23 protein-coding genes and 1 pseudogene are annotated in these 26,617 nt (G+C 71.5%); 8 read left to right on the top strand and 16 right to left on the bottom strand.

The features are described from left to right. The first annotated feature begins 249 nt into the window (after positions 1–249). The 3 genes from BG482_RS37860 (at position 250) to BG482_RS37850 (ending at position 2,935) form a co-directional block, all read left to right on the top strand. Entirely contained in the window at positions 250–960 is a 711-nt protein-coding gene (locus BG482_RS37860) for a DUF6250 domain-containing protein (RefSeq protein WP_069773747.1), read from the top strand. Positions 961–1,086: 126 nt separating this feature from the next. Continuing rightward, complete coding sequence (locus tag BG482_RS37855; RefSeq protein ID WP_069773746.1) at positions 1,087–1,872, top strand: SGNH/GDSL hydrolase family protein; 786 nt, start codon at positions 1,087–1,089, stop codon at positions 1,870–1,872. 250 nt (positions 1,873–2,122) lie between these two features. Then, positions 2,123–2,935: an SIMPL domain-containing protein gene (locus tag BG482_RS37850; RefSeq protein ID WP_069773745.1), complete on the top strand. Its 813-nt coding sequence runs from the start codon at positions 2,123–2,125 to the stop codon at positions 2,933–2,935. Positions 2,936–3,049: 114 nt separating this feature from the next. On the opposite strand, the gene BG482_RS37845 is transcribed toward BG482_RS37850, so the two are convergent. Next, a complete protein-coding gene (locus BG482_RS37845; RefSeq protein WP_069773744.1) occupies positions 3,050–3,670 on the bottom strand; it encodes a TetR/AcrR family transcriptional regulator in 621 nt (206 codons plus the stop codon). A gap of 175 nt (positions 3,671–3,845) precedes the next feature. Beyond that, the gene (locus tag BG482_RS37840) at positions 3,846–5,030 is read right to left on the bottom strand and encodes a glutamate dehydrogenase (RefSeq protein ID WP_069773743.1); all 1,185 of its coding nucleotides are present in this window, start codon (positions 5,028–5,030) and stop codon (positions 3,846–3,848) included. Positions 5,031–5,158: 128 nt separating this feature from the next. Here BG482_RS37840 and BG482_RS37835 point away from each other — a divergent pair, with 128 nt between their 5' ends. Beyond that, the gene (locus BG482_RS37835) at positions 5,159–6,394 is read left to right on the top strand and encodes an MBL fold metallo-hydrolase (protein ID WP_069773742.1); all 1,236 of its coding nucleotides are present in this window, start codon (positions 5,159–5,161) and stop codon (positions 6,392–6,394) included. A 126-nt stretch (positions 6,395–6,520) separates the two neighbouring features. On the opposite strand, the gene BG482_RS37830 is transcribed toward BG482_RS37835, so the two are convergent. The 14 genes from BG482_RS37830 to BG482_RS37770 form a co-directional block, all read right to left on the bottom strand. Beyond that, positions 6,521–6,772: a hypothetical protein gene (locus BG482_RS37830; protein WP_069773741.1), complete on the bottom strand. Its 252-nt coding sequence runs from the start codon at positions 6,770–6,772 to the stop codon at positions 6,521–6,523. 28 nt (positions 6,773–6,800) lie between these two features. Next, positions 6,801–9,140 carry a hypothetical protein gene (locus BG482_RS37825; RefSeq protein ID WP_141746709.1) on the bottom strand — a complete coding sequence of 780 codons (2,340 nt, stop codon included), beginning with the start codon at positions 9,138–9,140 and terminating at the stop codon, positions 6,801–6,803. Positions 9,141–9,155: 15 nt separating this feature from the next. Further along, positions 9,156–10,871 carry a phage tail protein gene (locus BG482_RS37820; RefSeq protein ID WP_069773739.1) on the bottom strand — a complete coding sequence of 572 codons (1,716 nt, stop codon included), beginning with the start codon at positions 10,869–10,871 and terminating at the stop codon, positions 9,156–9,158. Positions 10,872–10,894: 23 nt separating this feature from the next. Beyond that, positions 10,895–12,967 (bottom strand): putative baseplate assembly protein, encoded by a 2,073-nt coding sequence (locus tag BG482_RS37815; protein ID WP_069773738.1) that lies wholly within the window; start codon positions 12,965–12,967, stop codon positions 10,895–10,897. Then, a complete protein-coding gene (locus BG482_RS37810; protein WP_069773737.1) occupies positions 12,964–13,353 on the bottom strand; it encodes a GPW/gp25 family protein in 390 nt (129 codons plus the stop codon). The genes BG482_RS37815 and BG482_RS37810 overlap by 4 nt, the downstream gene beginning before the upstream one ends. Before the next feature lie 12 nt (positions 13,354–13,365). Further along, complete coding sequence (locus BG482_RS37805) at positions 13,366–13,749, bottom strand: hypothetical protein (RefSeq protein WP_069773736.1); 384 nt, start codon at positions 13,747–13,749, stop codon at positions 13,366–13,368. Positions 13,750–13,761: 12 nt separating this feature from the next. Continuing rightward, complete coding sequence (locus tag BG482_RS37800) at positions 13,762–15,408, bottom strand: phage baseplate assembly protein V (RefSeq protein WP_141746708.1); 1,647 nt, start codon at positions 15,406–15,408, stop codon at positions 13,762–13,764. Continuing rightward, positions 15,405–16,178 carry a LysM peptidoglycan-binding domain-containing protein gene (locus BG482_RS37795; RefSeq protein ID WP_079142634.1) on the bottom strand — a complete coding sequence of 258 codons (774 nt, stop codon included), beginning with the start codon at positions 16,176–16,178 and terminating at the stop codon, positions 15,405–15,407. The genes BG482_RS37800 and BG482_RS37795 overlap by 4 nt, the downstream gene beginning before the upstream one ends. Before the next feature lies 1 nt (position 16,179). After that, positions 16,180–17,196: a DUF4157 domain-containing protein gene (locus BG482_RS37790; RefSeq protein WP_069773734.1), complete on the bottom strand. Its 1,017-nt coding sequence runs from the start codon at positions 17,194–17,196 to the stop codon at positions 16,180–16,182. After that, a complete protein-coding gene (locus BG482_RS44375) occupies positions 17,193–17,333 on the bottom strand; it encodes a hypothetical protein (protein WP_176741565.1) in 141 nt (46 codons plus the stop codon). Before BG482_RS44375 ends, BG482_RS37790 begins: the two co-directional genes overlap by 4 nt. Positions 17,334–17,344: 11 nt before the next feature. Continuing rightward, positions 17,345–17,707: a hypothetical protein gene (locus tag BG482_RS37785; RefSeq protein ID WP_069773749.1), complete on the bottom strand. Its 363-nt coding sequence runs from the start codon at positions 17,705–17,707 to the stop codon at positions 17,345–17,347. Positions 17,708–17,712: 5 nt separating this feature from the next. Beyond that, entirely contained in the window at positions 17,713–18,153 is a 441-nt protein-coding gene (locus BG482_RS37780; RefSeq protein WP_069773733.1) for a phage tail protein, read from the bottom strand. 15 nt (positions 18,154–18,168) lie between these two features. Further along, entirely contained in the window at positions 18,169–19,314 is a 1,146-nt protein-coding gene (locus BG482_RS37775; protein WP_069773732.1) for a phage tail sheath subtilisin-like domain-containing protein, read from the bottom strand. Positions 19,315–19,790: 476 nt separating this feature from the next. Beyond that, positions 19,791–20,672, bottom strand: coding sequence for a DUF6424 family protein (locus BG482_RS37770; RefSeq protein WP_069773731.1), 882 nt, complete (start codon positions 20,670–20,672; stop codon positions 19,791–19,793). A gap of 520 nt (positions 20,673–21,192) precedes the next feature. On the opposite strand from BG482_RS37770, the gene BG482_RS37765 reads away from it, so the two are divergent. The 4 genes and pseudogenes from BG482_RS37765 to BG482_RS37750 all read left to right on the top strand — a co-directional run. Then, positions 21,193–22,683, top strand: a complete 1,491-nt coding sequence (locus BG482_RS37765; protein WP_069773730.1) for a DUF4157 domain-containing protein — start codon at positions 21,193–21,195, stop codon at positions 22,681–22,683. Positions 22,684–22,748: 65 nt separating this feature from the next. After that, complete coding sequence (locus tag BG482_RS37760; RefSeq protein WP_079142632.1) at positions 22,749–24,860, top strand: ATP-binding protein; 2,112 nt, start codon at positions 22,749–22,751, stop codon at positions 24,858–24,860. A 50-nt stretch (positions 24,861–24,910) separates the two neighbouring features. Beyond that, positions 24,911–25,735 carry a Pvc16 family protein gene (locus BG482_RS37755; protein WP_141746707.1) on the top strand — a complete coding sequence of 275 codons (825 nt, stop codon included), beginning with the start codon at positions 24,911–24,913 and terminating at the stop codon, positions 25,733–25,735. Between the two features lie 516 nt (positions 25,736–26,251). After that, positions 26,252–26,617: pseudogene (locus BG482_RS37750) on the top strand (ATP-binding protein); the annotation flags it as partial.

Here is a 26,617-nt window from a genome sequence, read left to right as displayed (position 1 = left end):
CCGGCGACCCGTCGGACCGGCGGCCCGGCGACCCGTCGGRCCGGCGGCCCSGCGGCCCGGCGGGGTCGACCGCCGGACCCGTCGGACCCGCCGGACCCGCCGGGATCTTCGGACTCCCCGTCGCTTCGTTGCGGTCCTGTGGCGCCCCGCGCCGCCCCATCGACACGGGCCGCGACTGCGGACACAGTGATCTCCGTCAGGGCAAGCGCTTTCCCGCGCTTGAACCGCCCACCGAAGGAGCCGCATCCCGTGACGACCACGCGCAGAGCGTTCGCAGCCCTCACCGCCGGCGCGGCCCTGGGCGCCCTCGCGCCCGCGACCGACGCCCACGCCGCACCGCGCCGGCGTCGCCGCCTGATCGCCCACGACGACTTCTGCCACGGCCTGGACCGGTGGGCCGTGGAACTGGAGCAGGGCGGGACCGTCACGGCCTCCCGCGGATCCCTCGAGGTCGACGTGCCCGCCGGGGCCACGATCTGGTTCAGGCGGCCCTTCGAGGGACCGTACGTCCTCGAGTACGTCGCCACGCCCGTCGCCGCCGGCGGGGTCAACGACCGGGTGTCCGACCTCAACAACTTCTGGAACGCCGTCGACGTCCGATCTCCGGACGACCTCTTCGCGACCCGGCGCGACGGCGCCCTCGCCGAGTACGACCAGCTCAAGACCTACTACGTGGGCTACGGCGCCAACGGCAACACGACGACCCGACTGCGCCGATACGTCGGCCGGGCGGGGGAGCGGCCGCTGGTCCGCGACCGCACGGAGCCGCTGCTCGTGGCGAACGCCCCGCACCACGTCAGGATCGTCTCCGACGGCCCGGCCGTGCGGTGGTGGAACAACGGGCGGCTCGTCTTCGACTGGACCGACCCCGAGCCGTACACGGGCGGGCATTTCGCGTTCCGCACCACCTGGAGTCATTTCCGGATCAACGACTTCCGGGCGTGGTCTCTTATTCCCTGATTGGGCAACTCTTTAGGAGTGGCTTATCTCACCGTCCGTCAATCCCTGCCTACGGTCGCGTAGGTCACATTCGAAGGTGAATCATGAACTGCTGTGGCAGACGATTCGAAGAGTGACAACAGATCAGTGATCGGGTCGTACGTGGCGGTGGGGGACAGCTTCACCGAGGGCGTCGGCGACCCCGGCCCGGACGGGGCCTTCGTCGGCTGGGCGGACCGGTTCGCGGTGCTCCTCGCGGACCGGCGGCCCGAAGGCGACTTCGACTACACCAACCTCGCGGTCCGCGGAAAGCTGCTCGACCAGATCATGGAGGACCAGCTCCCCAGGGCTGTGGAACTCGCCCCGGACCTGGTCTCCTTCTGCGCGGGCGGCAACGACATCCTCCGTCCCGGCACCGACCCGGACGAGGTCGCCGAGCGCTTCGAGCGCGCGATCTCGGCCCTGACCGCCGTAGCCGGCACCGTCATGGTGACGACCGGCTTCGACACTCGTGGCGTTCCCGTGCTCAAGCATCTGCGCGGCAAGATCGCCACCTACAACGGACACGTGCGCGCCGTCGCCGACCGGTACGGCTGTCCGGTGCTCGACCTGTGGTCCCTGAAGTCCGTGCAGGACCGCAGGGCCTGGGACGGCGACCGGCTCCACCTCTCCCCGGAGGGGCACACGCGCGTGGCGCTGCGCGCCGGACAGGTCCTCGGTCTGGAGGTGCCGGCCGATCCGGAGCAGCCCTGGCCGCTGCTCCCGCCGCGCGGCACCCTCGAGGTGCGGCGCGACGACGTCCACTGGGCGCGCGAGTACCTGGTGCCGTGGATCGGCCGTCGGCTGCGCGGGGAGTCCTCCGGCGACCACGTGGTCGCCAAGGGCACGCTGTCGCCGGACGACATCAGGATGCGGATCTCCGCCGTCGCCTGAGCCGGCGTCGACCGCTGAGCGGCCGCGGACCCGGCGCGAGCGGTCTGGGGGCGCGTGGTCCGAGCGGGCGCGGGTCTGAAACGGACGCGCGGTCCGAGCGGGCGCGGCCGGCCGTGGATTTCGTGCGGCCGGCCGCTCCACCAGTGAGGTGATCGGACGGGAGTGGCGCCCCCGCGCGCGCGGAGGCGAGTGCTGGGATGACCGCACCCACCCACCGCTGATGTCCGACACCCTTGAGGACCGGTCCCGTATGCCTCTTTCCCGTAGGCCCGTAGCCGCGGCCGTCGTCTTCCTGCTCGCCCTCGGCGTCCCGGCGCTCGCCACGGCGCCGGCGCTCGCGCTGCCGGCCCGCCCGGCGGCCGTGTCCCGTCTCGCGCCGGCAGCTCCCGTCCCGACCCCCGCTCCTGTTCCGGATCCGACTCCGACTCCGGCTTCTGCTCCTGCAACCGTGACGGTGACCGGTGAGGGCAGCGCGAGCGCACCGCCGGACGTCGCGGTGGTCGAGGCCGGTGTCGAGACCTCCGCCAAGACCTCGCAGTCGGCGCTGGACGCGCAGAACCAGGCGGCCGCCGCCCTGCTCGCCGCCGTCCGCGCCCAGGGCGTCGCCGAGCGGGACATCCACACGCGGAGCGTCACCCTCACCCCTCTCCACGACCACACGGACGGCGCCTCACGACTGACGGGGTACCAGGCCGCGCAGTTCTTCACGGTGAGGGTGCGCGAGGTGGCGCGGACCGGCGCGGTCCTGCAGGCGGTCACCGACGCCGCCGGCGACGCGGCCCGCATCGACTCGGTCGTCTTCGACGTCTCCGACCCCGCCCCGCTGCAGGCCCGCGCCCGTGAGGCCGCGCATGCCGACGCCCGGGCCAAGGCGGAGCAGTACGCCCGCCTCAGCGGCCGCCGCCTCGGCCCGCTGGTCTCGCTGAGCGAGGACGCCTCCACCTACCCGCGCCCCGTGTCACCGGCCGGGGAGACCTCCGGCGCCGGCATCGGCGCGGTGCCCGTCGCCCCCGGCGAGATCCGGGCGGGGGCGACGGTGACGGCGGTCTACGAACTCGACTGACCGGCCGCCGACCGCTCGGCCGATCTACCGATCTACCGATCGACAGCCGACCGTCCGCCCGGCTGTCGGTCCCGCCCGCGCATGCTCCACCGCCGCGCAAGGCTCTCCGGCCGCTCAGGGCGTCGAGGCGTCCGGCGTCCCCGGGGCCAGGCCCAGCTCCCGGTCGAGCGCCTCGTCGACCCACTCCTGCGCCCGTGCCCGGGACACCGCGCCCTCGTAGGACGTCAGCTGAACGGCGAGCCCGTCCAGGAGGGCCGTCAGGCGCAGGGCCGTACCGGCCGGGTCCGGGCAGGGGAACTCGCCCGCGGCCACACCCTCCGCGATCAGCTCGACGAGCGAGGCCTTCCACTCCTGGTCGAGGCGTCGGGCCACCTCCCGCAGCGCGGGTTCGCGCAGTGACACGGCCCAGCCCTCGATCCACAGCCGCCAGCCCTTGGCCTGTCCCGTGGGGGCGTACCAGCGCACGGCCGCGCGCAGCCGGCGCAGCGCCGTCGTGCGGCGGCCGACCAGCTTGCCCAGGTGCGCCAGGTCGTCCTGGGCCGCGTGGGCGAACGCCTCGGCGACCAGCCGCTCCTTCGTCGAGAAGTGGTAGAGCACCAGGGCGTTGCTCACCCCGAGGGCCGCGGCCACGTCGGCGATCCTGACCGCCGCCACGCCCCGCGCCTCGATCTGCTCGATGGCCGCCCGCAGCAGCTCCTCGCGCCGCTCGGCCACACTCAACCGGACCCTCGCCACCCGATCACCCTATTCCGTGGCCCCGCCGACCGGGAGGGGAGCCCCGACCGCCCGCGACGCCATCCGTCGGAGCCCACGGTTCCGGTACGGGGGGAGGGGAGACAGGGCGCGTGCGCGGGGCCGGGCGGGGCGGCGGCTCGACCCGCGCGCCCGGCTCGGGCCCGGGCGGTGGGTCTCAGGCTCGGCGGTGTGTGCCGAAGCGGTGGGTGATCACCGGGAGGCGTTGTCCGGCGATCGCGTGCGCCGCGGCCCGTGGCGTCGTCCCGTCCGCCTCCGCGCGGGTCAGGACCAGCTCCACCAAGGCGCGCATGGAGCGGCGCGTGTGCGCGAAGGCCTCCTCCGCGTCCGCGGCGATGTCGCCGAACAGCGTCCACCACCACCAGGCGTTGGTACCGGAGTTGACGACGACGTCCGGCAGGACGCTCACCCCGCGCGCGTGCAGCAGCGCCTCCGCCTGCGGCAGGACGGGCATGTTGGCCGCCTCGGCGATCCACCTGGCGCCGATCCGCTCCTGCTCCTCGATCCCGATCGCGTACGACACGGCGGCCGGAACGAGCACCTCCGCCTCCGTCGACAGCCACGCGTCGCCCGGCAGCTCGCGGTCGCCGGGCCGCAGCACGGCCCGGTCCACGGCGCCGTGGGCGTCCCGAGCGGCGAGCAGCGCCTCCACGTCGAGTCCGGCCGGGTTGGCGAGGGTGCCCTTGACGTCGGCGACGGCCACCACCGTGAGCCCCGCGCGCGTGAGGAAGCGCGCGGTGGCCCCGCCCATGGTGCCGAAGCCCTGGAGCGAGACACGGGTCCCCGTGTACGCCACCCCGGCCCGGTCCAGGGCGGTCAGCACGGACTCGGCGACCCCGCAGCCGCCGACCAGCTCGTCCAGGCCGATGCCGTCGACCTCGACGGCGAACGCGGCCGCGAGCCGGGCCCGGGCCGCGTCCTCGTCGTCGAGCAGCGGGTGCACCGCCTGCACGGAGGACACCAGCCCGACCTCGGCGACCGCCCGGTCCACCAGGTCCTGGGACAGCCCCAGGTCCTCGCCGGTGGTCCAGCAGCTCTCCACGTACGGACGCATCGCCCGCAGATAGCGCACCAGCAGCCCGTAGGCCTCCGGGTCCCGGGGATCGCAGTCGATGCCGCCCTTGGCGCCGCCGAGCGGGACGTAGCGGGCCTCGGGGTCGTAGTGGAGCGCCTCCTTGAGGCTCATGCCGCGGGCGAGCCCGGTCACCTCGTCCAGGGTGCAGCCCGCCCGCATGCGCAGGCCGCCGCTGCAGACGCCGCGCACCAGCCGGTCGACGACCAGGAAGCCCTGGCGGCCGGTGAGGTGGTCGGTCCAGGTGAGCGACAGGAAGGGGGAGGTCACACGGGCTCCTCGACCAGGACGGTTACTGAACAGTGGGTCAGTATCTGGAGCCGGGGCGAGGCCTGTCAACGCGTTGTCGGAGGGGGCGACCATAATGGAATGCCTCAGCGACTCCACCTGGAGGTACCGTGTCCGGTTTCCGTTCCCTGAGCTCCGGGCTCCGCGCTCTGCAGCCCGCGGCCTTCGGCGCGGATCCCAGTGGTGAGCGCCTCGCGCGCATCCGCAGATCGCCCCACTACAAGGACGGGGTCTTCGTGAACCCCGGCGGTCCGGCGCGGACCCGCCCCTCGGGCTCGATGCTCGACTTCGCCAAGAACTTCTTCGACAAGGAGCAGCGTCCCCGCCGCTCCCCTGTGGGCACGGTGCCCGTGCACGCCACCACCCTCGCCGACCTCGCGAAGCCGCCGGCCACCGGGCTCAGGGTGACCTGGATGGGGCACTCCAGCGTGCTCGCGGAGATCGACGGGCAGCGCGTCCTGTTCGACCCCGTCTGGGGCGAGCGCTGCTCCCCGTTCCCCTTCGCCGGTCCCAGGCGGCTGCACCCGGTCCCGCTGCCGCTGGCCGCACTGGGCCCGGTCGACGTCGTCGTCATCTCGCACGACCACTACGACCATCTGGACCTGCCCACGATCAAGGCGCTGGCCGGCACGGACACCCTGTTCGCCGTGCCGCTCGGCGTCGGCGCCCACCTGGAGCACTGGGGCGTGTCCGCCGACCGGCTGCGCGAGCTGGACTGGCACGAGGAGACGAAGGTCGGCGGCCTCACCCTGACCGCCACCCCGGCCCGCCATTTCTGCGGCCGCGGCCTGCGCAACACCCAGCACACCCTCTGGGCGTCCTGGGTCGTCGCAGGGGAGGAGCACCGGATCTACCACAGCGGGGACACCGGCTACTTCGACGGCTTCAAGGAGATCGGAGCCGCCCACGGCCCGTTCGACGCGACGATGATCCAGATCGGGGCGTACTCCGACTTCTGGCCCAAGGACCACACGGACGATACGCCGCTGCCCGGAGCCTGGCCGGACATTCACATGTCGCCGGCCCAGGGGGTGCAGGCCCATCTCGACCTGCAGGGAGGCAGTCCTGGCGGGGTTCTGCTGCCGATCCACTGGGGGACGTTCAACCTGGCGCTGCACGCGTGGGCGGAGCCGGGGGAGTGGACGAAGGACGCGGCCGAGGAGGCCGGCCAGGCGGTGGCGCTTCCGCGGCCGGGTGAGCCGTTCGAGCCGGCGGGGAAGCTGCCGGTCGAGCCGTGGTGGCGGGCGGTGTCCGGCCCGATCGCTCACCCCTGGCGGCGTTCCCGGATCGCCGAGGGCGCGGCCGAGACGAGCAGGGGTGATCTCGACCTCGCCGGCGAGCGGTGACGTCGGCCGGGGACGAACTCGGCGAGGCGGCCCGGATGCTGGAGCGCCTCACGGCTGACGAGCACGACCAGCGGGCCGTCAGCCGCATAATCGACAGTAGTTGTCAGAGCCGGTGGGGGCAGATTGCTACGGAACGCTCATCGACGGCTTCCCGTCGGTGGTCGGCGTGGTCGGCGGGGCGGTGTCGGTCGCCGCGACCGGACGGGTCGTTCGGTCATCGGCGAACGCATCGTTCCCGAGCAGCTCCTCCAGGACCTGGATCGCTCCGCTGACACGCAGCAGCCCGTCATGCGTCGTCGCCTCCTCCTGCATGAGCCGCTGCAGTTGACGCTGACCGCTTTCGCGGTCGCGCTTCAGCTCGGCGAGGCGTTCGCGCATCCTGTCATGCGTCTGTGACCTGTGCTGATCACCCATCGCGCCTTCCTTCCCTGAGGTTCGCGATCCCCGCGCTCTCCGGCTGTCCGTGTTCCGCGGGATGCAGATAGTGGTTGCGCTCGCCCTCCGGCTTGTCCGCCTCGACACAGATCCGGTGGGCCTCGGCCCAGGCGTCCTGGCGCACGCCTGTCACCTGCCAGGACACCTTGATTCCCGGCTGATCGGTGCGCACGGTGAAGCGGTTGCCCTTGATCTCGCTCGTCACCGCCACCTGCGCCAGCGAGCCGATCGGTGTGAGCTGGTAACGGAATTCGCGATTCAGTGCCTCGAAGTAGTCGGGGAGGACGACGGTCGCCTCGCCCTGATCGTCGGTCTCCGCCACTCCGGCGTAGAGGTTGGCCATGTCGGGCGACTCCACGAAGGAGTGGGACAGGTACTTGTTGGCCGGATCCAGGGGATGGTCGATCCGGAACGCGCCGCCGGGCTTGACCAGTTCGCCGCTGAACTGGACGCGGCCGTCCAACTGGACGACGCCGCCGCCGCTCCTGAGGTTCAGGATGCCGTCACCGATGTCCCGGATGAACGAGCCGAACAGGTGCAGGACGGCGGGCGCGTCACGGCGGCCGAAATGCTTGTCGAAGGCTGCTTCGCCGGCCACGGCCAGCCCCCGGCGGCAGGACACCGTTCCGCTGCCGGTGTCCATCACGAGGCCCCACTGGCCGCCGGTGTTGCCCCAGAAGCCGACGCTGTCGCTGTTCTCCATGCCGACGAAGGCGCGGTCCGCGTCGACGTCCCTCTGGTGGAACCAGATGCCGGCCGAGGCGTCGTCGTCGGTGGGGCCCTGACGCACCCGCATCCGCTTCCCGGCGTCCAGCTCACCGGCGACCGCCAGATCGTTGCGGCAGGACACCGTTCCGCTGCCGGTGTCCATCACGAGGCCCCACTGGCCGCCGGTGTTGCCCCAGAAGCCGACGCTGTCGCTGTTCTCCATGCCGACGAAGGCGCGGTCCGCGTCGACGTCCCTCTGGTGGAACCAGATGCCCGCCGTCTCGTCGGCGGGGTCGGGGCCCTGACGCACCCTCATCCGCCGTCGGACGTCGAGCGCGTTCCCGTCGCCCTGACCGATCGTGACCACGTCGATGCCCGACCACAGCCGCGCCGAGCCCTGGAAGGCGTACCAGACCCAACGCTCCCCGTTTGCGGGACGGGTGACGAAGTCCGTCAGGCTCCGGTCGGCGAAGGAGTAGCCGCCCCCGCCACCGCCCGAGTGGACGCCCGACCCGTTCACCTGAAGGGCCGACGCCGGCGCCCCGTCGACGGCGATGCCGACGCTGTTCGAGGCACTCGCGACGGTGAAGGCGGACCCCACCTTCAGGTCGTCCGCGACATTCAGTGTGCCGACGTCCAGCTCGCCCTCCGAGGTCACCGTCACGAGGTCGTTCTCCTCGTCCTCGTTGCGGAGGTGCCAGGCGCCGTCGTCGCCGGCGAAGATCCCGTACGCAGGCCCCTCGTCGTCGCGGGCCAGCTCGATGCCGGAACCACCGGAGGGAGAGGTGACCTTCAGTCCGTGCCCGCCGTCGGATTCCGCGGCGATGTGCAAGGGCGCGGAGGGCGATGACGTTCCGATGCCGAGGTGACCGCTGGACCCGTCCGCCGACAGGGCCGTGTGCCCGGCGCCGTCGGCGGACACCACGAGATCGAGGCCGCCGTCCGTACGTCCGCGCAGTTCGGCGACCGGACCCTGGCCCACCGTCGTCGACGAACCCGTGCTCACCCGCTGGGCGCGCAGCTCGACCCGTTCCACCGGGACGCCCACCGAACGGCGTGCTCCGGACGTGACGCCCGTGACGGCGCCCGTGGCGTCCAGGGACACTTCGGCGAGCACCACCTGCGGGCCCGCGTCCTTGAAACCGGCGCTCGGCAGCAGCCTCAGCCACGGCGCGTGCAGCCGGATCAGCCGCGTCTCACCGAGGACCTCACGCCATGTCAGGGTGAGTGCGTAGGTGTCGGGCGGCATCCCCGCGGTGTTCAGCGGCAGGCCGTCGGCGCCGATCACCACCGTGGGGATGTTCACCGGCTGCTCCGGGTCGACGCCCGGATCCACGATGGCGAACCCGCCTGCTTCCAGGACGCTGGTACGGCCCGCCGCGTCGAGCGCGGTTCCGGGCCCGACCGTCACGCCGGGCTGTCCGGCGGTCGCGCTCACCTCCAGGCCGTCAGCCACCCCCCAGGTGTGGAGGCTCGCTCCGCGCGCGTCGTCGAGACGCCTGTCGTAGTCCTCCGTGTCCATCAGGGTCTCGGCCCGGACCGTGCCACCGCTGCGGGCGCTGCCGGTGTCGAAGTTGAAGTATTCCGTGCGCTTGACGGGCATGCCGATCACCGCTTCTCACTGTGGGGTCGGAGTCATGGTCACTGCCCAGCACCGGCAGTGGGCGGGCTTGTGCTGCTCGACGATGGAGTTGATGGTGCCCAGGGCCTGACTGAGCGCACGCTGCTGCTGTACCGGATCCGGCAGAGCCGCCAGCAGCTCGCCGGCGGAGAAGTGGATGACCACGTTGATGTCGAAGGCGTTGATGCGGGAGCGGTGGCCGTCCATGCCGATCCCGTCGGTCTCGATCTGTCCCGGGTCGCAGATGACCATCCGCCCTCCCGCCGCGGTCATCCCCGTGGGGTTGACGAACTGGCCCGGCTCGGTGATCCGCACGATGTGTGCCTCTGCCGCGTTCCGGGGCATCGTCACGCGATGCACACAGGCCGGCAGGGCCTCGGCGAGGATGAAGGGTTCGTTCGTCGCCGAGGGCCAGAAGGGTCTGAGCCCGGCGTCCAGGACGTACAGGACGTCGTCGCTCGCGCGGGCCACCGCGGTGGGGGCGACGAGCGGGTTGTCCGGCGGCAGAAGAGGGGTGAGCGTCCAGGCGGGGCCACCGCGGACGACGCGCACAAGGTTCGCGCTCGCAGTCCCCGCCTGTGGAGGCGCCTGCTGGTCGCCGCCGTCTCCGACGAGGAGGGCGCCGTCGCGGTCGATGAACAGCGACAGGGGTTCCCTGACGATCGCCGGATCGAGTTCCTCGGACGTCACCGCGACGGGCGAGGGACGGACGACGAAGACTCGTGGCGCCGCGGGCTCGTTCGGCATCTGTCTCCGGTCCAGCACCAGCAGGTCGCCCTTGTCGTCCACGGCCATCGCCAAGGTGTAGACGGAGCTGCCGGCGGCGAGGTTCGTGACCTCGGTCGCCGTATCGGCCGTGTAAGGAGCCGCGACGGACAGGATCCGGCCGGTGCGCTCCAGAATGAACAGTGTCTCGGGCTGACCGGCCAGGGCCGGGCGTACGGCGACGGCCACGATCTGCCCGAGGGTCTGCTGGGGCACCAGTGGGCGGGGGAGCGGCGGGCTGCCGGAGACGTCCTGCTGAGCCTCGGCGTTCAGGCGCCACACCCGGCGCCGGTGCGGCATGTCGTCGGGCAGACCGTGTTCGCCGACGTACAGACTGCCGTCGGGGCCCCGTGCGACGCACCAGGGTCGCATCAGACCCTCGCGGACGACCCGGGGCGGCTTCTGGGTCTCGTCGAACAGCGGGCGGAAGGTGGGCAGCGCGGACACCGAAACCGGCAGGTCCGAGCCGAGCCGCAGGGAGAACAGACAGGATCCGTCGTCCACCGCGAGCCGGGGACGTACCCGGCCGACCGCGTACAGGTCCAGGATGGCGTCGAGTCCGCTGCGCAGCCCACGGCGTCGGTGGGTGCGGCTGATCGCGGCGGTCGCCTTGCGTCGCTGGTACTCGTCCCAGAGCTGCCGGCCCTGAAGTTCGGGAAAGCGCAGGGAGACCCACGACGCGAGCCACGGCAGGAACTCCGGTGGGGTGGTCCATGGATCGAACAGCCGGTGCAGCGAAGCGATTTGCTGCGTGAGCGCGACGTGGTCGTGGCTCTCGTCGTCTGCGACCCGGGTGTTCGTGTGGTGCACGATCGGCACCTGGTCGTCGATGCCGGTGAGGATCTTCTCGAAGACGCGAAGGGCGTCACCGAGGGAGAACTCCGAGCCCGCCGGGGTGTCCTGCCAGACCACGGGGGGGAGGAATCTGAGGTAGCTGCTCTCGGGCATGGCTGCTGGTCCTCTCCGGGCCCTCACACGGTCTGCTCGACCGTCACGGTCGCCGGGCCGGCGCAGACGAGTTCGTAGTCGGCCACCTGGACCGAGGCGCCCGGCGACGGCTGCGGGAAGGGCCGGCCCCCGGGATAGGCGGGAGTGCCGGGTGCGACGCTGATCTGCTCGATGTAGCCCACCGTCTCGGCCGGCATGACGGCCCGGAAGAGATCGGAGCTGAAGACCGGCTGGCCCACCTGCCAGCCCCTGCCGTCCGGTCCGCCCCGAGTCGGGTGCAGAAAGGCGCCGATCTTCCGTTGCATGTCGTCGTGGACCTCCGTGAGGTCGACGCCCGCGAGGACGGCTTCCCGCCACACTCGCACGGACACCTCGGTGACGATCGGCAGGTAGCGCGGCCGGTGGACGAACAGCCGGACCGTCAGATCCCGGCGTGCGTCGAGGTAGGCCCGTACCGTGTCGATCAGTTCGGGAGGCGGCTCCGGCTGTGCCACCTCACTGCCCTGGTCGGGTACGACGATGACGCTCACGTTCCCGGGAGCGCGGTCGATGCCGCCGAAGGTCCACGGCTCGCCGAGCGGCGGACAGGGCGTCAGACACCGGCTGATGCGCACCTCGCTGGACGCCTCCCGTGCCAGGTAGGCGAAGTCGTCGGCGGTGATCGCGCGGTCCCGGGTCTTCAGTTGCTCCGGCGCCCGCCGCAGCGTGTCCTCGGTCGGCTCCTCGTCGATCCCGTCATGGGCCGGGGTCGGATTGGTGACGACGAGTCCGGCGGGGACGGTGCCGTCCGGCTTGGTGCCGGCCACGACGACCTGCCCGGCCGGCAGGTTGCCGGCCGCTCCCGACGCGACATGCCGGTAGGTGCGCGCTCTGATCAGGCTGCCGGGCGGTGGGACGCTGCCGTGTCCTTCGCTGTCGCGTTCGTCGTGGCTTCCGAAGCTGATCTCGCCTGTCACGGGGTTGAGCCGGTAGACCTTGCCCGGGCCCGGAAGGAGTTCCGGCACGAGCTGCCAGGTCTCCCAGACCGGCGGCGTGCCCTGACCGACCTGGACTTCGAGATCGGCGTACGGCGCCTCGGCATCGCGCCGCCGGTAGAGCGGACGGTGGCGTAGCGCGAACACCTGGAAGGGTGTGCCGTCGCTGTCGCCGAGCATCTCCGGGGATCGGATGGTGAGGGCCGTGTGCGCGGGGGCTGAGTTGAACAGGACCCGGTCCAGGCCGAGCTCCAGCGGGGCGTCGCCAGGGTTGGCGATCCGCAGGCCCAGCCAGAAGCGCGGTGCGTCGAAGGGCGCGTCCGTGGCGCCGACGTCCTGCCAGTCCGCTTCCGGGTTCTGCGCGGCCCACTGTGCCGGCACGGGAAGGCTCATGTGCCGGTCGTGGAGATCCTTCGTGCTGCCGGAGGGCCCGATCGCGGGCCAGTCCCCGGGCTGCGAGCCGGCGACGGAGGCGGCCCAGGTCACCGTGCCCACCGGAGTGTCGGGGGCGGGCCGGAACAGCCGGGGCCGCAGCCCGACCTTGCCGGTGACCGGGCCGTCGAATCCCAGGCACAGATGTACGGTGCGGTGCGGCGACACGACCAGCGGGTGGCGTCCGGTGCCCGTGCCCACCAGGTCGGCGGACACGTCCGCGTAGAGGAGCCGGGAGTCGTCGTCGGGGTCCGGCGTGAGCAGGAGGGCGGCCGTGAGGCTCGTGGGCAGCACGGTGAGGTCCTCGTCGGTCTCGAACACGACGGGGGCGTCGCCCTCCACGGGAAGGGTGTGGGCCTGGGTGCCCGCCGGTATGTCCGCAGGCGTCGGTCCCGTGGTACCGAAGGTCAGTTGCGTGGCCGCCGGCGTGGCGGGGTCACGGGTGATGCCCATGAGGTCGAGAAAGGCGATGTAGTTCTTCTCGGGCACCTGGTTCAGCCGGTAGATCACCCCTTCCCCGAGCCAGGCGAACAGTTCGACGAGAGTGACGCCGATGTCGCTCGGCCGCTCGTCCGTCCACTGGGGTGCATACGTCGTCCGCAGGGCGAGCATCTGGCTGACCAGGTCCTGCCAGGTGCGGTCGTCCAGATCGGGGGGCGTGATCCGCCCGCGGTCGGATCGCCCGGTCACGGCGACCGCTCCAACGGGAAGGGATGGAGGAGTCGGTCCGCGGTGGCCGTGGCCCGTATGCGATAGCTGACGTCGATGTCCAGGGCCGGTCTCGCCCTGTCGTTCGTGACGGTGACGTCGAGGAGTTCGATGCGCGGCTCACATCGGCTCAGCCCCTCCTCGACGTAGTAGCGGGCGAGGTTGGCCGTCGCCTCGTTGTTGGGCGCGAACATCAGCCGCTTGAGATTGCAGCCGAAGTCGGGGCGCATCACCCGCTCGCCGTACTGGGTCCCCAGGATGAGCCGGATCGACTCCTGGATCTTGCGCGGCCCCACGGACTCGCCGAAGCCGGCGGCTTCCAGCCGGACGGGGAAGGCGAGGCCACGACCGTGAACGTCGGATTCCATCTGGGCCTCCGGTCACACCGAGGTGAGCTTCGACTGGCCGGCCGTGGGCTCCAGCCCGAGCGGCACCGGCACGGTGCCGTCGGCCGTGATGGTGAGCCGGTCGAGCAGGACGGGAGCGCCGCCGGTCCTCAGCTTGACGGATTCACCGGTGGCGCTGGTGACCACGGTGCAGGGCTTCTGGGGGGACTCGACGTTGGGGCAGCCAGTGATCGTGGCCCCGACCACGTCGGCCGTCACGAGGACCGAAACGCCCTCGACGTGCAGTTTCTGTGTGCTGCGGAGCGTGACCAGGCCGGGCCCCAGTGGTGGGGGAAGCGCGGGTGGCGGGGGAGGGGGCTGAGGTGCGCGCGTGTGCCCGCAGGTCACCGTGCTCTCGGTGGTCAGTACCTTGCTCATGGATGCCTGTCCTCACTTGATGTCGACGTGGCTCTCGTCGACGACGATCTGTGTGCTGCCCCCTGCCGCCGACACCGTGACGGATCCACCCGCCGTGATCGTCAGATCCCGTGCTGCGCTGATGGTCAGCGAACCGTCGGCGGCGTCCAGGACGATGGTGCTGCCCGGGCCGCCGTCCTCGATGACCAGCTTCCCGCCCGCCCCGGAGTCGTCGAAGGTGATGGTGTGTCCCGCCCGGCTCCTGATCACACGGGTGCTGTTCGTGCCGTCCGCGTTGGTGGCGGGGGGAGGCCGCCCGGTGTTCCACAGCCCGCCGATGACGTACGGCTTGCTCAGATCGCCGAGTTCGAACGCGACGAGCACCTGGTCCCCGACCTCGGGCAGCCAGTAGAGGCCCGTGCCGTCGCCCGCCGTCGGGTTCGCGCACGGGGCCCAGCAACTGGTGAATCGGTCGGACAGCCCGGGGAAGGACACCTTCACCCGGCCTATCGGTGTCTTCGGCGGTACGGCGGCCATCTCGTGGTTGTCCTCCACCACCGCCACGACGACCCCGTAGAAGGGCTCCGCACGGTTGGGAGGCGGTTCCTCGGTGATCTCCTTGCGCAGCACGCCGAGCAGACTGGACTCCCCGCCCTGGCCGATGGAGAAGTCGGTCATGAAGCCGCTGTCGTCCATGCGGTGGGTCACCTTCCGAAGCCGGTAGGTGCCGCTGAAGCGTTCGCCGACGCCCTGTATCTCGATGTACTGGCCGGCGGCCAGCTCCGGAATGCCGACGCAGGAACCGGCGCCCTCGTACATGCCCTCCACGAACTGGGCGAGAAGCGACTCCGCGAGTGTCTTCGCGTCCAGGGGGTTGTCGAGCACATGCTTGCGGATCCCCTTGCGGGCCATGGAGAGGACCAGGTCGGCGGCCGAGGAGCCGAGTTGCTCGGTGAGCCGGCCCAGGTCGAGGTCCGCGGCCAGCGCCAGGCCCATGACGGTCTGGGCGAGTTCCTGGTTGTAGCCGCGTACGACCTGCACCCCGGCCGCGGCCGACGAGGAGAGGCGTGGACGGAAACTCGACAGGTTCCGGCCCCATTCCAGCAGGTACGCGGCGGCCTGCGGACGCGGGAAGCGGAAGTGCAGTCTGTCCCACTCGACATAGACGTCGAAGTGGTAGCGCCGAGCGCGTTCCTTGAGGAACGCCATGTCGCTCTCGACCTGGACGATCTTCTCCCGCAGCCCGGGGGTGGGATCCACGACGGGGACGAGGCCGTTCTCCACGGCGATGCGAGCGGCCACCATGCTGTCGTTCACGAAGGTGTACTCGGTGGGCTCGGGCTGGCCGCGGCGCATGCGGTACGACTTGTCGTAGCCGGACACCTGCACGGTCGGTGGACCGCCGGCCGGGAACGACGGCTCGACGGAGGCTATCTCCCCGAGAAAGGCCGGTTTGAGGTCGGTGCCGTACCCGAGGTGGACCTCCACTGTCTTGCCGGGGTCCAGCAACGGAGAGTCGAGCAGTCGGTTGTCGGGGTTGCGCAGGGTCAGGGCGAACGTGCCTGCGAGATCCAGGCTGGTCTCGACGGTGATCCCCAGCACCTGGTCGGCGAGTTCGGCGGCCATGGTCAGACCGGAGACACGGATGTCGAATCGTGGCGCACAGGACGGGCTGCTCATGGCCGTGCACCCCCCTGTCCCCGGGGGGCCGTGCCGTCGGGGCGGCGCCCCGGAATGATCAGCCGTGTGTTGGGCGTGAGGGTCAGCGGGTCGGCGACGCGGTTGGCGTCCGCGATGGCGCGCCACAGTGCGGGATCGCCGAGGTAGGTCGCCGCGAGGCCGCTCAGGGTGTCGCCCTCGATCACGGTGTGGACCGTGGGCTGTTCGCGCAGTACCGAACGGACGGTGGACACCGCCCGGTTGACCACCGACGACGCCGTCGGCGAGGCGAAGAAGAGGCCCCGGCGCACCTCGACGTCCGCGGTGGCGAACTCGTGGAAGCGCACCGACACCATCGAGCGGACGGGGGTGCCGTTGCGCAGGAACATGGTGAAGCGCTGGTTGGCGTCGGCCAGGACGCAGCGGAACTGGAAGCTGCCCAGCGAGAAGAGCAGGACCGGCGGGGCCTGGCTCTGCGGCTCCTTGTCCAGCAGCCGCACGATGGGGCCCGTGTGAGCGCGGACGTCCGTGCCGGCCTCGTAGGTGTCGAAGAACAACTCCATGCTCAGGACCCGGGCTTTGCCGCGGATGTACTGGACGGGCGGTGAGTCCAGCCCGGGCACGCCGATCTCGGCGTAGGTGTTCCCCTGGTCGAGTTTGAGTTCCTCGGGGTTGAACATCACCGTGAAGCTGTCGCCCGAGGTCGTGTCGATGATCTCGGCTTTGGTCAGGGCGGCGCTCACCGGTCCGGGACCGGACACCGACGGCATACCGAGCGGGGTGTTCGCCACGTCAGCCTCCGCGCTCGAACTCGTCGCGCAACTGGCGCATCAGGTCGTCGACCAGTTCGCGTTTCAGCGCGTTCAGGTCGATCGGCGGACCGGCGTCGGCGGCGGTGGTGGGGGCGTCGCGGTCGGCCGGGGCGCGCATGACAGGCGGCGACGCCGCGTCGGCCGGGGAGGCCGCGGGCGGCCCGTGCACCGCCCCTGACGGGTGAGCCGGTGACCGGGCGGGGTGTCGGCGGGGCGACGGGCCGGGGCGCGACGGGTGGTGGGGGGAACCGGTCCCGGACAGCGCCGACCGTTCGTTGGCCATCGCCTCGGCCTCCTCCGCGCGGGCGCCCGCGCCGGTGGCCCGACGCCAGGACGCCCCCGGCCGCAGCAGAGCCATGACGTGGGTGGCCTCGTGGACGAGCAGGGCGAACCCCCGCTCGTCCCGGGGGCGGAGCCGGCCGTGGCGGAAGTACACGTCGTGCCCCAGGGTCACGGCATCCGCCTGCCGGGCCCGGGCGAGCGAGTCGGCCCGCTCGTCGTGGTGCACGCGCATCGCCTCCGCGGCCGGTCCGACCGCAGCTCTCAGCCGCGATCTGGCCGTGGCGGGCAGGTCGTCCTGCCGGTGCCCGGTCGAGGCCGAAGCGCCGTCCTCGTGCTGCCGGACGGTCCCCGCCGGTTCTGCCCCGAGGCGCGGGGACGGCGCCGTAGGGGCCGCCGCGGAAGCGCCGGCCGGAGCCGGAGCGGGCCCGGGACGCGCGACGGGCGCGGGGCCGTCGACGACGTACGGGTCGGGGTCCCGAGCCGTACGGAGCTTGCCGGGCAGTGCGGTCGCCGTGAGGGGAGCGGGGCGGTCCGGCGTCGACTCGATCCGCTCGAACCGGCCCGCGCTCGCCGTCAGTCCGGCGGCCCGGTCCATGTAGACCCGCAGCCCGCCCGCCCATGACAGGGGGATGAGCAGGCGTTCGGCGTGCCGCCGCCCGTGGGCGTCGAGGCGCTCGCCCAGGGGCGGCGCCGGCAGGCTGCCATCCTCCGTCATGCGTCTTCCTCCTCCAGAGCGTCGGTGATCTCACGGATCCAGTGCAGCCGCTCCGCGTGGTCGAGGGCGAGCGACTCGGCGAGAGTCCAGTGGACATGTCGTCCCAGAAAGGCCACCTCCTGGCGGACCCGTGCCACGGGGTAGCCCGTCACCCCCCCGGCTGCGGGACCTCCGCCTCGTGCTCCCGACCGCAGTGCGGACAGGTGATCAGGAGGGTGGTGGCGGTCAGCCCGTTGATCCGGTTGTAGAGGGACTGCAGATGGGCCAGGTCCTCCGAGTACAGACCCTCGATCACTCCTGGCGTGACCTCCGGCACGCCACCCAGTCTCGTCACCACACGGGACAGCAGGATGACGATCAGGTACGCGGGCCAGCCCTGAACCCGGGGGTCCTTCAGCGGGTAGATCTCGTCCGCGGCCGTCGCCAACCGCATGACGCCGTCGCGGTGCAGATCACCGGCGGCGTCCACATAGCCTTTCGGCAGTTCGAACTCGACCTCCGTGACCAGCATGGCCGTCACACCCGGCTCAGGCCCTCGTGGGCCAGTACGAGGGTGTCGACGGCGACGTCCGCGCCCTTGGCGCTGAACGAGGCGCCCTCCCACTTGGTGGGCCACGCGCTGACGAAGTTCCAGCGCGCCACCTCCGTGTGGTTGCTCAGGTCGTACACGACGATCGAGCCGTTCTTGCGCGCCACGTTCCCGTCCACCACCTGCTGGCGCCAGTCCCACAACTCGTGGGACCCGGTGATGCCCCACTTGAGGGTGATGTCGGAGTAGCTCGTCTTGCCGGGCAGCTTGCGCACGGTCGTGTTGTCGCCGCCCTCGCGGTTCTCGATGACCTCCGTCGTCGACCCCAGTCCGCTGCATTCCCGGAAGCTGGCCTGGGCGATCCCGTCCAGTTCCACGAGGAAGTTGAAATTGCGGAAGGGCTCGACCCGCTCACCTGTCTGCGCCATCCCTGGTCGTCCTCTCTACACCTCGCTGACCCGGCCGCTGCCGGACCACAGGCCCAGTCGGATCACGATCTGTTCGGCGGGCCGGGTGGGCGCCAGGCCGATCTCGATGAACACGCGCCCCAATGCCCGTACGGGGTCGGGATTCAGCTCCTCGTCGATCTTGACGTAGAAGGCTTCGGCAGCAGTGCGCCCGAAGAGCGCTCCGGACTGCCACACACGCGTCAGGAACTCCGTGACGGTGCGTTCGAGGGCCTTCCACAGAGCCGTGTTGTTGGGCTGGAAGACGGCCCAACGCAGCCCCTGCAGAAGGGAGTCCGAGATGTACGCCACGAGCCGGCGCACATTGACGTACTGCCAGGCGGTGAGTGTGGAGAGCGCCCGCGCGCCCCACACCAGTGGCGGTCCGCCGGGGAAGGTGCGCAGCGCGTTGATGTTGAGGGTGTTCAGAACGCCCTGCTCGGCGTCGTTGAGCTGGTATTCGAGGTCCAGCGCTCCGCGGACGACCTCGTTGGCCGGTGCCTTGTGGACCCCTCGCGTGCTGTCACTGCGGGCCATCACGCCGGCGATATGGCCCGACGGGGCCACGGTCACCCGTCCCGGACTGCTCGCCGGCGCCTCGGGGTCGTTGATGACGATCCACGGCCAGTACAGCGCACCGAAACCCCGGTCGGTCATGAGCCCGTCGCGCTGGCTGTGCACGGGAGCCGTGTCCGCGGGGTTGTCGGGAGTACGCGCCCCGTCCAGGACCGCGAAGCGGTCGCCCATCGTCTCGCAATGGGTGATCAGCGACGCCTGGGTCGCGGCATTCGTCTCGCCGGGCAGGCACACGATGCTGACGTCCAAGGTGTGCGTCAGCGCCGCCAGGGCGTTGTCGAGTTCGGCCATGTCGGTGACCGGCACGATGTAGGCGAGGGTTCCGCCGTTCTCGAAGAAGCCGCGCACGGCGTACGGAAGGCTCAGGGGTTTCTTGAACTCGCCGAACTTCTCCGCGTACTGCGTCCAGTTGGTCACCAGGACCGGCTTGTTCGGCACGATGCTCGCGCTGTCGCCGGCGACGGTGCCGATCAGCGCCGCCGTACTGGTTCCGGCCCCCGCGATCGGCCCGGCGGTCTCGACCTCCTCGAGGTAGATGCCTGGTGGCTTCGTGTCGAACTCGGTCATCGGAGCCTCCTCGCCCGATGGGGATCGCGTCGGGGCCTTGAGAAGATGGTCGGGTGAACCCGTGGAGCGGCGTCCTCGGCTCGTGCCCCGCGGAGGAAGCCCGCCTTCCGCCGGCAGCAGGTCGACGGAGCGGTGCTCGGCCACGGGCCGTCCGCCGGGGACGACACGACACCGTGGGTCCGGATCCGTGCCGGCACTTCGAACTCGGCTTGCACGCCGACGAGTCGGTCCTGGCAGTCGCGGTTCACGGCCGGTTCCCCGGCACCTCACACCCCGTCAGGGGAGAAGCGGGCGAGGACTCTTTTCTACGTTAGCCCTGTTCAGGGCGGCGTGCCAGCGGAGTTGTGGTGTGCCGATCAACCGTCGGGTGGCGGCACCGGCCCGCTCCCGTCGCGCCCTGACGCGGTCAAGCAGCACGGCGCCCTCGGGCACGGGAGGTGGACGCCGGCCCGCGAGATCCCATGGAGGGGACGGCGCTAGCCGGAGGAACGGTGGGGCCGCGGTCCCGCGTCGGAGGACAGCGGGCCGGAGGCGGTGCGCCGGTCGGGGGCGATCTGCTGGGCGAACGCCTGCCGGGCCACCGAGCTGGTGGCGGGCAGTACGGCCATCAGGCCGCGTTCCTGCGCTTCGGCTATCGTCTCGGCGGCGTCGCTGCCCTCAGGGACGAAGGCCAGCCGGACATGCCCGTCACCGGAGCCGCGGCGGTCCACCGGAGTGACGGCGCCGTGGGTGCCGTCGGGCAGGGTCACCCAGAGCTGGAAGTCGTCGTACCGGATGAAATCCGCGCCCTTGACCGGCCAGGGGTAGTGGTGTTCACCCGGCACCCCGGGGAGGACGCCCTGATGATTCCCCCGGCTCATCGGCACACACGCGTTGAACAGGGAGTCGGTCCACGCCTCCACTCCGTCCGCGTCCACGATCGGCGTGCGCAGAAGTTCTTCGGCCCTGTCGTAGCCGAGCTCCGCCAGCGCGGGCACGGTGAGGGGGAAGGCGTCCATCAGATCGGAGGCTTCCTGCCGGAGGCGGTCGACCTTCGCGGGGTCCGCGCAGAACTGCATGCTCCACTCGATGCCGACGCGCGCGCGGTACATGCGCCAGCACGTGGGCCCCTTCACCCACAGGCTGCCCCCGTGATGCATCTCCCAGTGTGCGGGCGCGTCCGGCTCCGACCCGGGGTCGACGGGCCGGGGCCCGTAGGGCAGATCGGGATCGTCCATGGCGAGCAGAATCGCCTGCGCCGTCTTCTTGGCGGCCCGGAACTCCGCGGATTCGAACCGCTTCGGGTGTTCGACGAGGCGGATACGCCACGGATGGTCCTCTGATTCGAGGCCATCCGGCTGGAGTGGGGTGTGGGCCATGACTGACCTCCTCGGCCGGCCCCGCACAGTGGTCACCGGCCTCGCGGGCAGGTGTCCCCTCGCGGGGGAGTGGAGTGCCCTGGTGCTTCCAGCGTGCGCCTGGAACCGGTGGATCGCGACCTGTGCGAAGGCCCCGTCGGACACCGGACGGCTCGTCAGGAACCGTGGTGCGCAGCACGGGCCGAGGCCGTCTCGGGCAGGGAAGAGGAACCGTTCACCGGCGCGCCCGTGCCGGGTCGCCCGGCCTGGACGGCTGACGACCTGTCACCTCCGGAACGCCCGGGCCGCCCACCGTGCCCGGCGGTGGGACCGACGAGGCTGACGGCGTCCGTCTCCACCCCGCGCCGCACCGCCGGGACCTCCGGGGGGCGGCAGCGCGAGACGGTCGAGGTCAACAGCCTGGAGAGCCTGCGCCGGGCGGACTTGTGCCGTCGTGGCGGCCCGCGCAAGGACCGCGGGCGAGGATGCCGGATGCGAACCCGTGAACTAGCCTGGAAGCGAGTCCCCCAAGGGGTGCGGCATGCACGAGTTCGCAGAACGAGAGACGCTGCCACAGGTACCGACCTTCCGGAAGCCCGCCGCCGTGCGGTACGGCTTGCAGGCGCCGGGTGAGGCTCTGGAGGCACCTGTACGCACCGCGATGGAGTCACGGTTCGGTGTGGACTTCTCCCACATCCGTGTCCACGCCGACGCCACGGCGGCGGACTCCGCGCTGGCCATGTCGGCCAAGGCGTACACGTTCGGCCATCACATCGCGTTCGCTCGCGGGCAGTACACCCCTGGCACCGCCGCCGGCCGCCGTCTGCTCGCACACGAACTCGCGCACGCCGTCCAGCAGTCCCGGGGAACGGGAGGGCAGGCGCCCGGCTCGGACGCCGGCCCGGGGCTGGAGCGGGCCGCAGAGGCCGCCGCGCACGAGGCGGTGCTGCCCGGCGGCGCACCGCTGAAGGTCGCGGGGGCCGCTTCACCCGGCGTGATGCGGCAGCCCGCGACGAACAGTCCGCTGCGACTGCCCGCCGAGGTCGTCGAAATGCCCTGGGTGGGCAAAGGAGAGACCGTGGAGTCCAGTCAGCTGGGCTATCTGCGCGACAGCCGGCTGTTCTGGCAGCGCTGGAGGGACCACTACGGTGGCGGCGGTGCTCTGAGCCCGAGCAACCTCGAGGCCATTGCGAAGGGGCGCTCTCCGGTGGTCGACGACGTCTGGGTGAGCAGGTACCCGCAGCACGCCGCGTACAAGGGGCAGGTCCTGGAACACCACCACGTCGGTCAAGGTTCCCTGGCGAGTCCGGTACCGCACGACCTCCACGCGGCGCACTCCGTGCTTCATCCCAAACGGCAGACGGTCGGCGCACCCAACCGCCCGACGAAGCCCATGAAGCCCCAGCCCGACAGGCTGAAGACCGAGGCGGACGTGGCTCGCCACACCGCGTCGGGGAAGATCAGGGGAGAGGGCGTCACGCCCACCGCACCGCCCCGGGTGGCGGCCGTCCCGCCCTCGTCGGGGGCCGCCGTGCCGCCCGCGGCCGGACAGCCCAAGGTGGAGCTCTCGCAGCCGCTCACCCGGGTGCCGGAACCAGGGGCGACGCCGCGAACAGGGTCCGGCCCGCCGGCCGGGGAACTCGCCGAGGCCGTTCCCCGGACGGAGCCGGTGATCCCGCTCCGGGCGGCCAGGGGCGTCGCGTCCGGAGTGCGTGGCGGCGGCCTGACCCAGGCGATCGAGGGCTTCGCGGGGCGGATGATGTCCGTCCTGTCCGTGGTGGACGTCATCCTGATGTACCGGAAAGGCGCTTGGGAGACTCCCGTCGGAACCATGGTCATCGATGAACGCAAGTACTTCCGCTACCTGATGCAGAGGTACTACGGGCTCGACGTCGCCAAGCTGGAGGGGAAGATCATCGAAGAGAACGGCGAGAAGTTCATCATCATCGACGGCCTCCCGCAGGAATGGGACGAGGTGAACAAGAAGGCCAGGCCCCTTCGACCGCGCTCCGACCGGGAGATCCTCGCGTGACGGCGAAGTCGTGGCCCCGCGCCGCTCCCGAGCGCTGAAAGGCGATGTCCGTGCAAGGAGTTCCCGTGTCCGAGGCCATGGCCGCCTCCGTGCCGGCGTGCACGGAGAACGGAACAGCACCCGGACTCCCTGCCTTTCGGCGGCTGGACGACATGCTGCGCCCCGCAGTCGAGTCGGCCCGTGGCAGGCGCGGCGCCGGGGACACCGACGACGCCCGGCGCGGCCCGGACGCCGGCGTCCGCTGCACGCACCGTACGCCCGGCGAGCGGCCGTCCGCGGAGGGGCACCCCGACGCGGCACGGTGGGAGCCGCCGTGGGAGAACATCGTCACCGTGGAGCGTGGCTGGTCGTGGCTCCGCAGCTGCTACGGACTCTGCGACTTCGAGCTGGACGTCGTCCTCCTCGCCCTCGCGCCCGAGATCGACCCCTGGTACGAGCGGCTCTACGGGTACCTCCAGGACGACGTCGACCGCAGGCGCCCCACGGTCGGTCTGGCGCTGGACCTGTTGACGGCAACCGCCCGTGAGCGGCTCTTCGCGCGCAGGTTCTTCGGTGCCGACGCTCCGCTGCTCGGCCGACGCGTCCTGCGCCTTCTCCCGGACCCGTGCGCCGAGTCGGCGCCGCTCCCCGCCCGACTCCTCGTGCCCGACGAGCAGATCGTGGACGTCCTGCTCGACCAGGGCTGCCTCGATCGCAGACTCACCCCCTTCTGCGAGCTGGTGACTCCGCCACCGGGCCCCGTCGAGGACGAGGCGCTGTACCGGATGGTGCGCGACGCGTGGGGACGCCTGCCCTTGCGGCTGTACTTGCAGGGTCCGCCGGGAGCGGGACGACGGCGCACGGCCGAAGCGCTCGCCGGCGCGCTCGCCGTCCCGCTCCTGGCCGTCGACGCCGAAGACGTCGTTCGGGACGCCGTGGCCCTGGAGCTCATTTTCCGTGAGGCGTCCCTGCAGGGCGCGCTGCTCCACTTCGACGACGTCGAGTCCCCCTGTACGCGGGCCCTGGCCGACCGGTTGTCCGCGTACGACGGCGTGGTGACCCTGTCGGGCAGCCGGCCCTGGGCGCCGACCGCACACCGGCCGCTCGGCGTGCTCACCGTGCCGTGCGTCCCCGGGGACGCCGCCCGGCGGCGCACCACCTGGGAAGAGGTGCTCGCGGCGCACGGAGCCAGAGCCGCTCCGGCTGACCTCGATGCGCTCGCCGTACGGTTCCGGCTCGGCCCGGCGCAGATCGAGGACGCCGTGCTGACCGCCCGCACCGCCGCCCGGCTGCACGCCGAGGACGACCCGGAGGCCGCGGCGGGCTCGCCCTCCCGCCTGGAACTGTTCGCCGCGGCCCGCGCCGAGACCGGGCACCGACTGACCCCGCTCGCCCGGCGCGTCGAGCCGTCCCGCACCGTCCAGGACCTCGTGCTGCCCCCGGAGCCGCTGGAGCTTCTGCACGGACTGTGCGAGTGGATGGTCCACCGCAGGCGGGTGATGGACGAGTGGGGGTTCGACCGGCGCATGTCCCAGGGAAAGGGCGTCAGCGCGCTGTTCGCCGGTCCACCCGGTACGGGCAAGACCATGGCCGCGGAGGTCGTCGCCCATGACGTCGGCTTGGACCTGTTCAAGATCGACCTCTCGATGGTGATCAGCAAGTACATCGGCGAGACCGAGAAGAACCTCGAACGCGTCTTCACCGCGGCCGCCGACACCGACGCCATCCTGTTCTTCGACGAGGCGGACGCCTTGTTCGGCAAACGGTCCGACGTACACGACGCGCACGACCGCTACGCCAACATCGAAGTGGCGTACCTGCTGCAGCGCATGGAGGAGTACGACGGGCTCGCCATCCTCGCCACCAACATGCGCGGGCACCTCGACGACGCCTTCACCCGCAGGCTTCGGTTCGTCGTGGAGTTCCCCTTCCCGGACGACGCCGAGCGCCGTCGCATCTGGGACGTGTGCATCCCCCCGGAGGCTCCCCGCGCTCCCGACGTGGACCTCGATCGCCTGGCACGGGAATTCCGGCTGTCCGGCGGCAGCATCCACAACATCGTTCTGCATGCCGCGTTTCTGGCGGCCGCCGGGGACGGCCGGATCGGCATGACCGAGCTGCTCCGGGCGACACGGCGTGAGTACCTGAAGATGGGCAAGGTGGAGCCCATCCCCGACCCAGGTGGTCAAGGCCCGTGACGACCTGGGCATGAGTGGTCCCTCCCGTGCCGGCCCCCTGGCAGGTGAGCATGTTCCAAGACCTGGACGCCACACTCAAGGCGATGCTGACGGACCCCGCCGCCCCGCCGGAGGTCCGCGCCGCGGACGTCAGCTTCGACACCCCGGACAGGACCTTCACGCCGACCCAGGCCACGGTGGATCTCTTCCTCCACGACGTCCAGGAGAACCGGGACCTGCGTGACCAGACACCGCTGGTCGAAAGGACGGACGACGGCTACGTCAGCCGTCACCGGCCGCTGCGCGTCGACTGCACCTACCTCGTCACCGTCTGGTCCACGCAGAGCGCGGGTCTCAAAGCCGCGGAGGAACACCGGCTGCTCGGGCTCGTCCTGCTGTGGCTGAGCCGCTTCGAGGTGCTCGACAAGCGCTTCCTGCGCGGCGACCTCACGATGCCCCCGCAGCTCCACCCGCTGACGGTTTCGGTGGCGCAGATGAAGGAGGGCCAGGGGATGGGCCAGTTCTGGACCGCCCTCGGAGTACCTCCCAGGCCTGCCTTCTCCCTCACCGTCACCATCGGACTGCAGGCGTTCGACGAGACCGAGCCCGCCGCCGCAGTGCAGACCGTCGAGGTCAGAGCGGCGCGGCCGGACGACCCGGCCCTGTGCGGGCGGGTGCTGGACGACCAGCTGGCGCCGCTGCCCGGTCTGCCGGTCACCGTCGTCGAGACCGGGGCGGCGGCGACCACCGACCGCCTCGGCGGCTTCGTCTTCCCGGACCTGGCCTTCGACACGTACACCCTGCTGGTCCGTATGACGGGCCGTCCCGACCTGAGCAAGTCCGTCCAGTACACGGCCCGGTCACAGCTCCACGACGTCATCGTGCCTGCGCAATGAGCTGCCGTCCACGACCGCAGATCTTCAGCCGAAACGGACCTACGTGCGCCCGGGCGACTGTTCCCTCTGACACCCGAAGAGGACGAGGCGGCAGTCAAGGCCAAAGCCGATACGGAGAGTGATATTTCGAGGGATGCCGCCGAGGGCGGCGAAGCGCCGGAGGTGGTCTCGGCGGGCCGATCGGGGCAGGCGGACGTTCGGCGATGCGGGCCGTGCGGGCCGGGGAGCTTCTTGCTCCCCGGCCCGCACGGTCGTTTTCTGACCGCCTCTGAGCAGCGTCGATCGAACTTTTTGTGTACTGCGTCGGGAATCACGCGGGCTTATCGATCTGCCGTGCGAAGCCTCATACCAGAGCGGGACGCTGTGTGGAGGACTTTGTCAACTGCCCATCGCACATGATGGGTTGCCGACTACTGTGAGTGGCCGTCGGGCGACACCGGGCCGAAATCCCGACTTTCGCGACCGACGGCTCTCCCGACCGACGACCCGGCTCGACGGACCAGTACGAGGACACCGATGTCTCACCTCCGCGCACCCGCCGCACGCGCAGACCGCCGTGAGGGCGGGCGGCACGGGCGGCCGGCTCCCCGCACCGCACCGACGCCGGCCGAGACACCCATACGGCCTCAGCTGCTGCGCCTCGCCGTGCTGCCCCCCACCGCTGTCGCCCTCAGCGCGTGCGCGGTCGTCCTGTTCACCGTGCGCTCCTCCGGCGTCCGGCCCGGACCCACCCTGTGGGCGGTCCTCGCCGGCGCGGTCGCGGTGACCGGCGTCGGCCTCGTGATCGCCGCCGTCGCCGCGGACCGCGCCGCCCGCTCCGTCAGCGACCGGGTCGCGGCCCTGCGCCGCAGCAGCGCCCGCGGCGAGGCCGAACTGCTCGGC

It is taken from the genome of Streptomyces sp. LUP30, assembly GCF_001746365.1.
Taxonomy (GTDB): domain Bacteria; phylum Actinomycetota; class Actinomycetes; order Streptomycetales; family Streptomycetaceae; genus Streptomyces.
The sequence above is the reverse complement of the archived record's forward strand: the minus strand, read 5'-3'. Positions and strand labels throughout refer to the sequence as shown.

What these genes read in the sequence shown, in the direction of transcription:
- BG482_RS37765 (WP_069773730.1), top strand. Translation starts at nt 21,193, where the DNA reads ATGCACGAGTTCGCAGAACGAGAGACGCTGCCACAGGTACCGACCTTC.
- BG482_RS37830 (WP_069773741.1), bottom strand. Translation starts at nt 6,772, where the DNA reads ATGCGCGAACGCCTCGCCGAGCTGAAGCGCGACCGCGAAAGCGGTCAG.
- BG482_RS37755 (WP_141746707.1), top strand. Translation starts at nt 24,911, where the DNA reads ATGTTCCAAGACCTGGACGCCACACTCAAGGCGATGCTGACGGACCCC.
- BG482_RS37770 (WP_069773731.1), bottom strand. Translation starts at nt 20,672, where the DNA reads ATGGCCCACACCCCACTCCAGCCGGATGGCCTCGAATCAGAGGACCAT.
- BG482_RS37800 (WP_141746708.1), bottom strand. Translation starts at nt 15,408, where the DNA reads ATGAGCAGCCCGTCCTGTGCGCCACGATTCGACATCCGTGTCTCCGGT.
- BG482_RS37810 (WP_069773737.1), bottom strand. Translation starts at nt 13,353, where the DNA reads ATGGAATCCGACGTTCACGGTCGTGGCCTCGCCTTCCCCGTCCGGCTG.
- BG482_RS37820 (WP_069773739.1), bottom strand. Translation starts at nt 10,871, where the DNA reads ATGCCCGAGAGCAGCTACCTCAGATTCCTCCCCCCCGTGGTCTGGCAG.
- BG482_RS37780 (WP_069773733.1), bottom strand. Translation starts at nt 18,153, where the DNA reads ATGGCGCAGACAGGTGAGCGGGTCGAGCCCTTCCGCAATTTCAACTTC.
- BG482_RS37825 (WP_141746709.1), bottom strand. Translation starts at nt 9,140, where the DNA reads ATGCCCGTCAAGCGCACGGAATACTTCAACTTCGACACCGGCAGCGCC.
- BG482_RS37785 (WP_069773749.1), bottom strand. Translation starts at nt 17,707, where the DNA reads ATGCTGGTCACGGAGGTCGAGTTCGAACTGCCGAAAGGCTATGTGGAC.
- BG482_RS37790 (WP_069773734.1), bottom strand. Translation starts at nt 17,196, where the DNA reads ATGACGGAGGATGGCAGCCTGCCGGCGCCGCCCCTGGGCGAGCGCCTC.
- BG482_RS37850 (WP_069773745.1), top strand. Translation starts at nt 2,123, where the DNA reads ATGCCTCTTTCCCGTAGGCCCGTAGCCGCGGCCGTCGTCTTCCTGCTC.
- BG482_RS37775 (WP_069773732.1), bottom strand. Translation starts at nt 19,314, where the DNA reads ATGACCGAGTTCGACACGAAGCCACCAGGCATCTACCTCGAGGAGGTC.
- BG482_RS37805 (WP_069773736.1), bottom strand. Translation starts at nt 13,749, where the DNA reads ATGAGCAAGGTACTGACCACCGAGAGCACGGTGACCTGCGGGCACACG.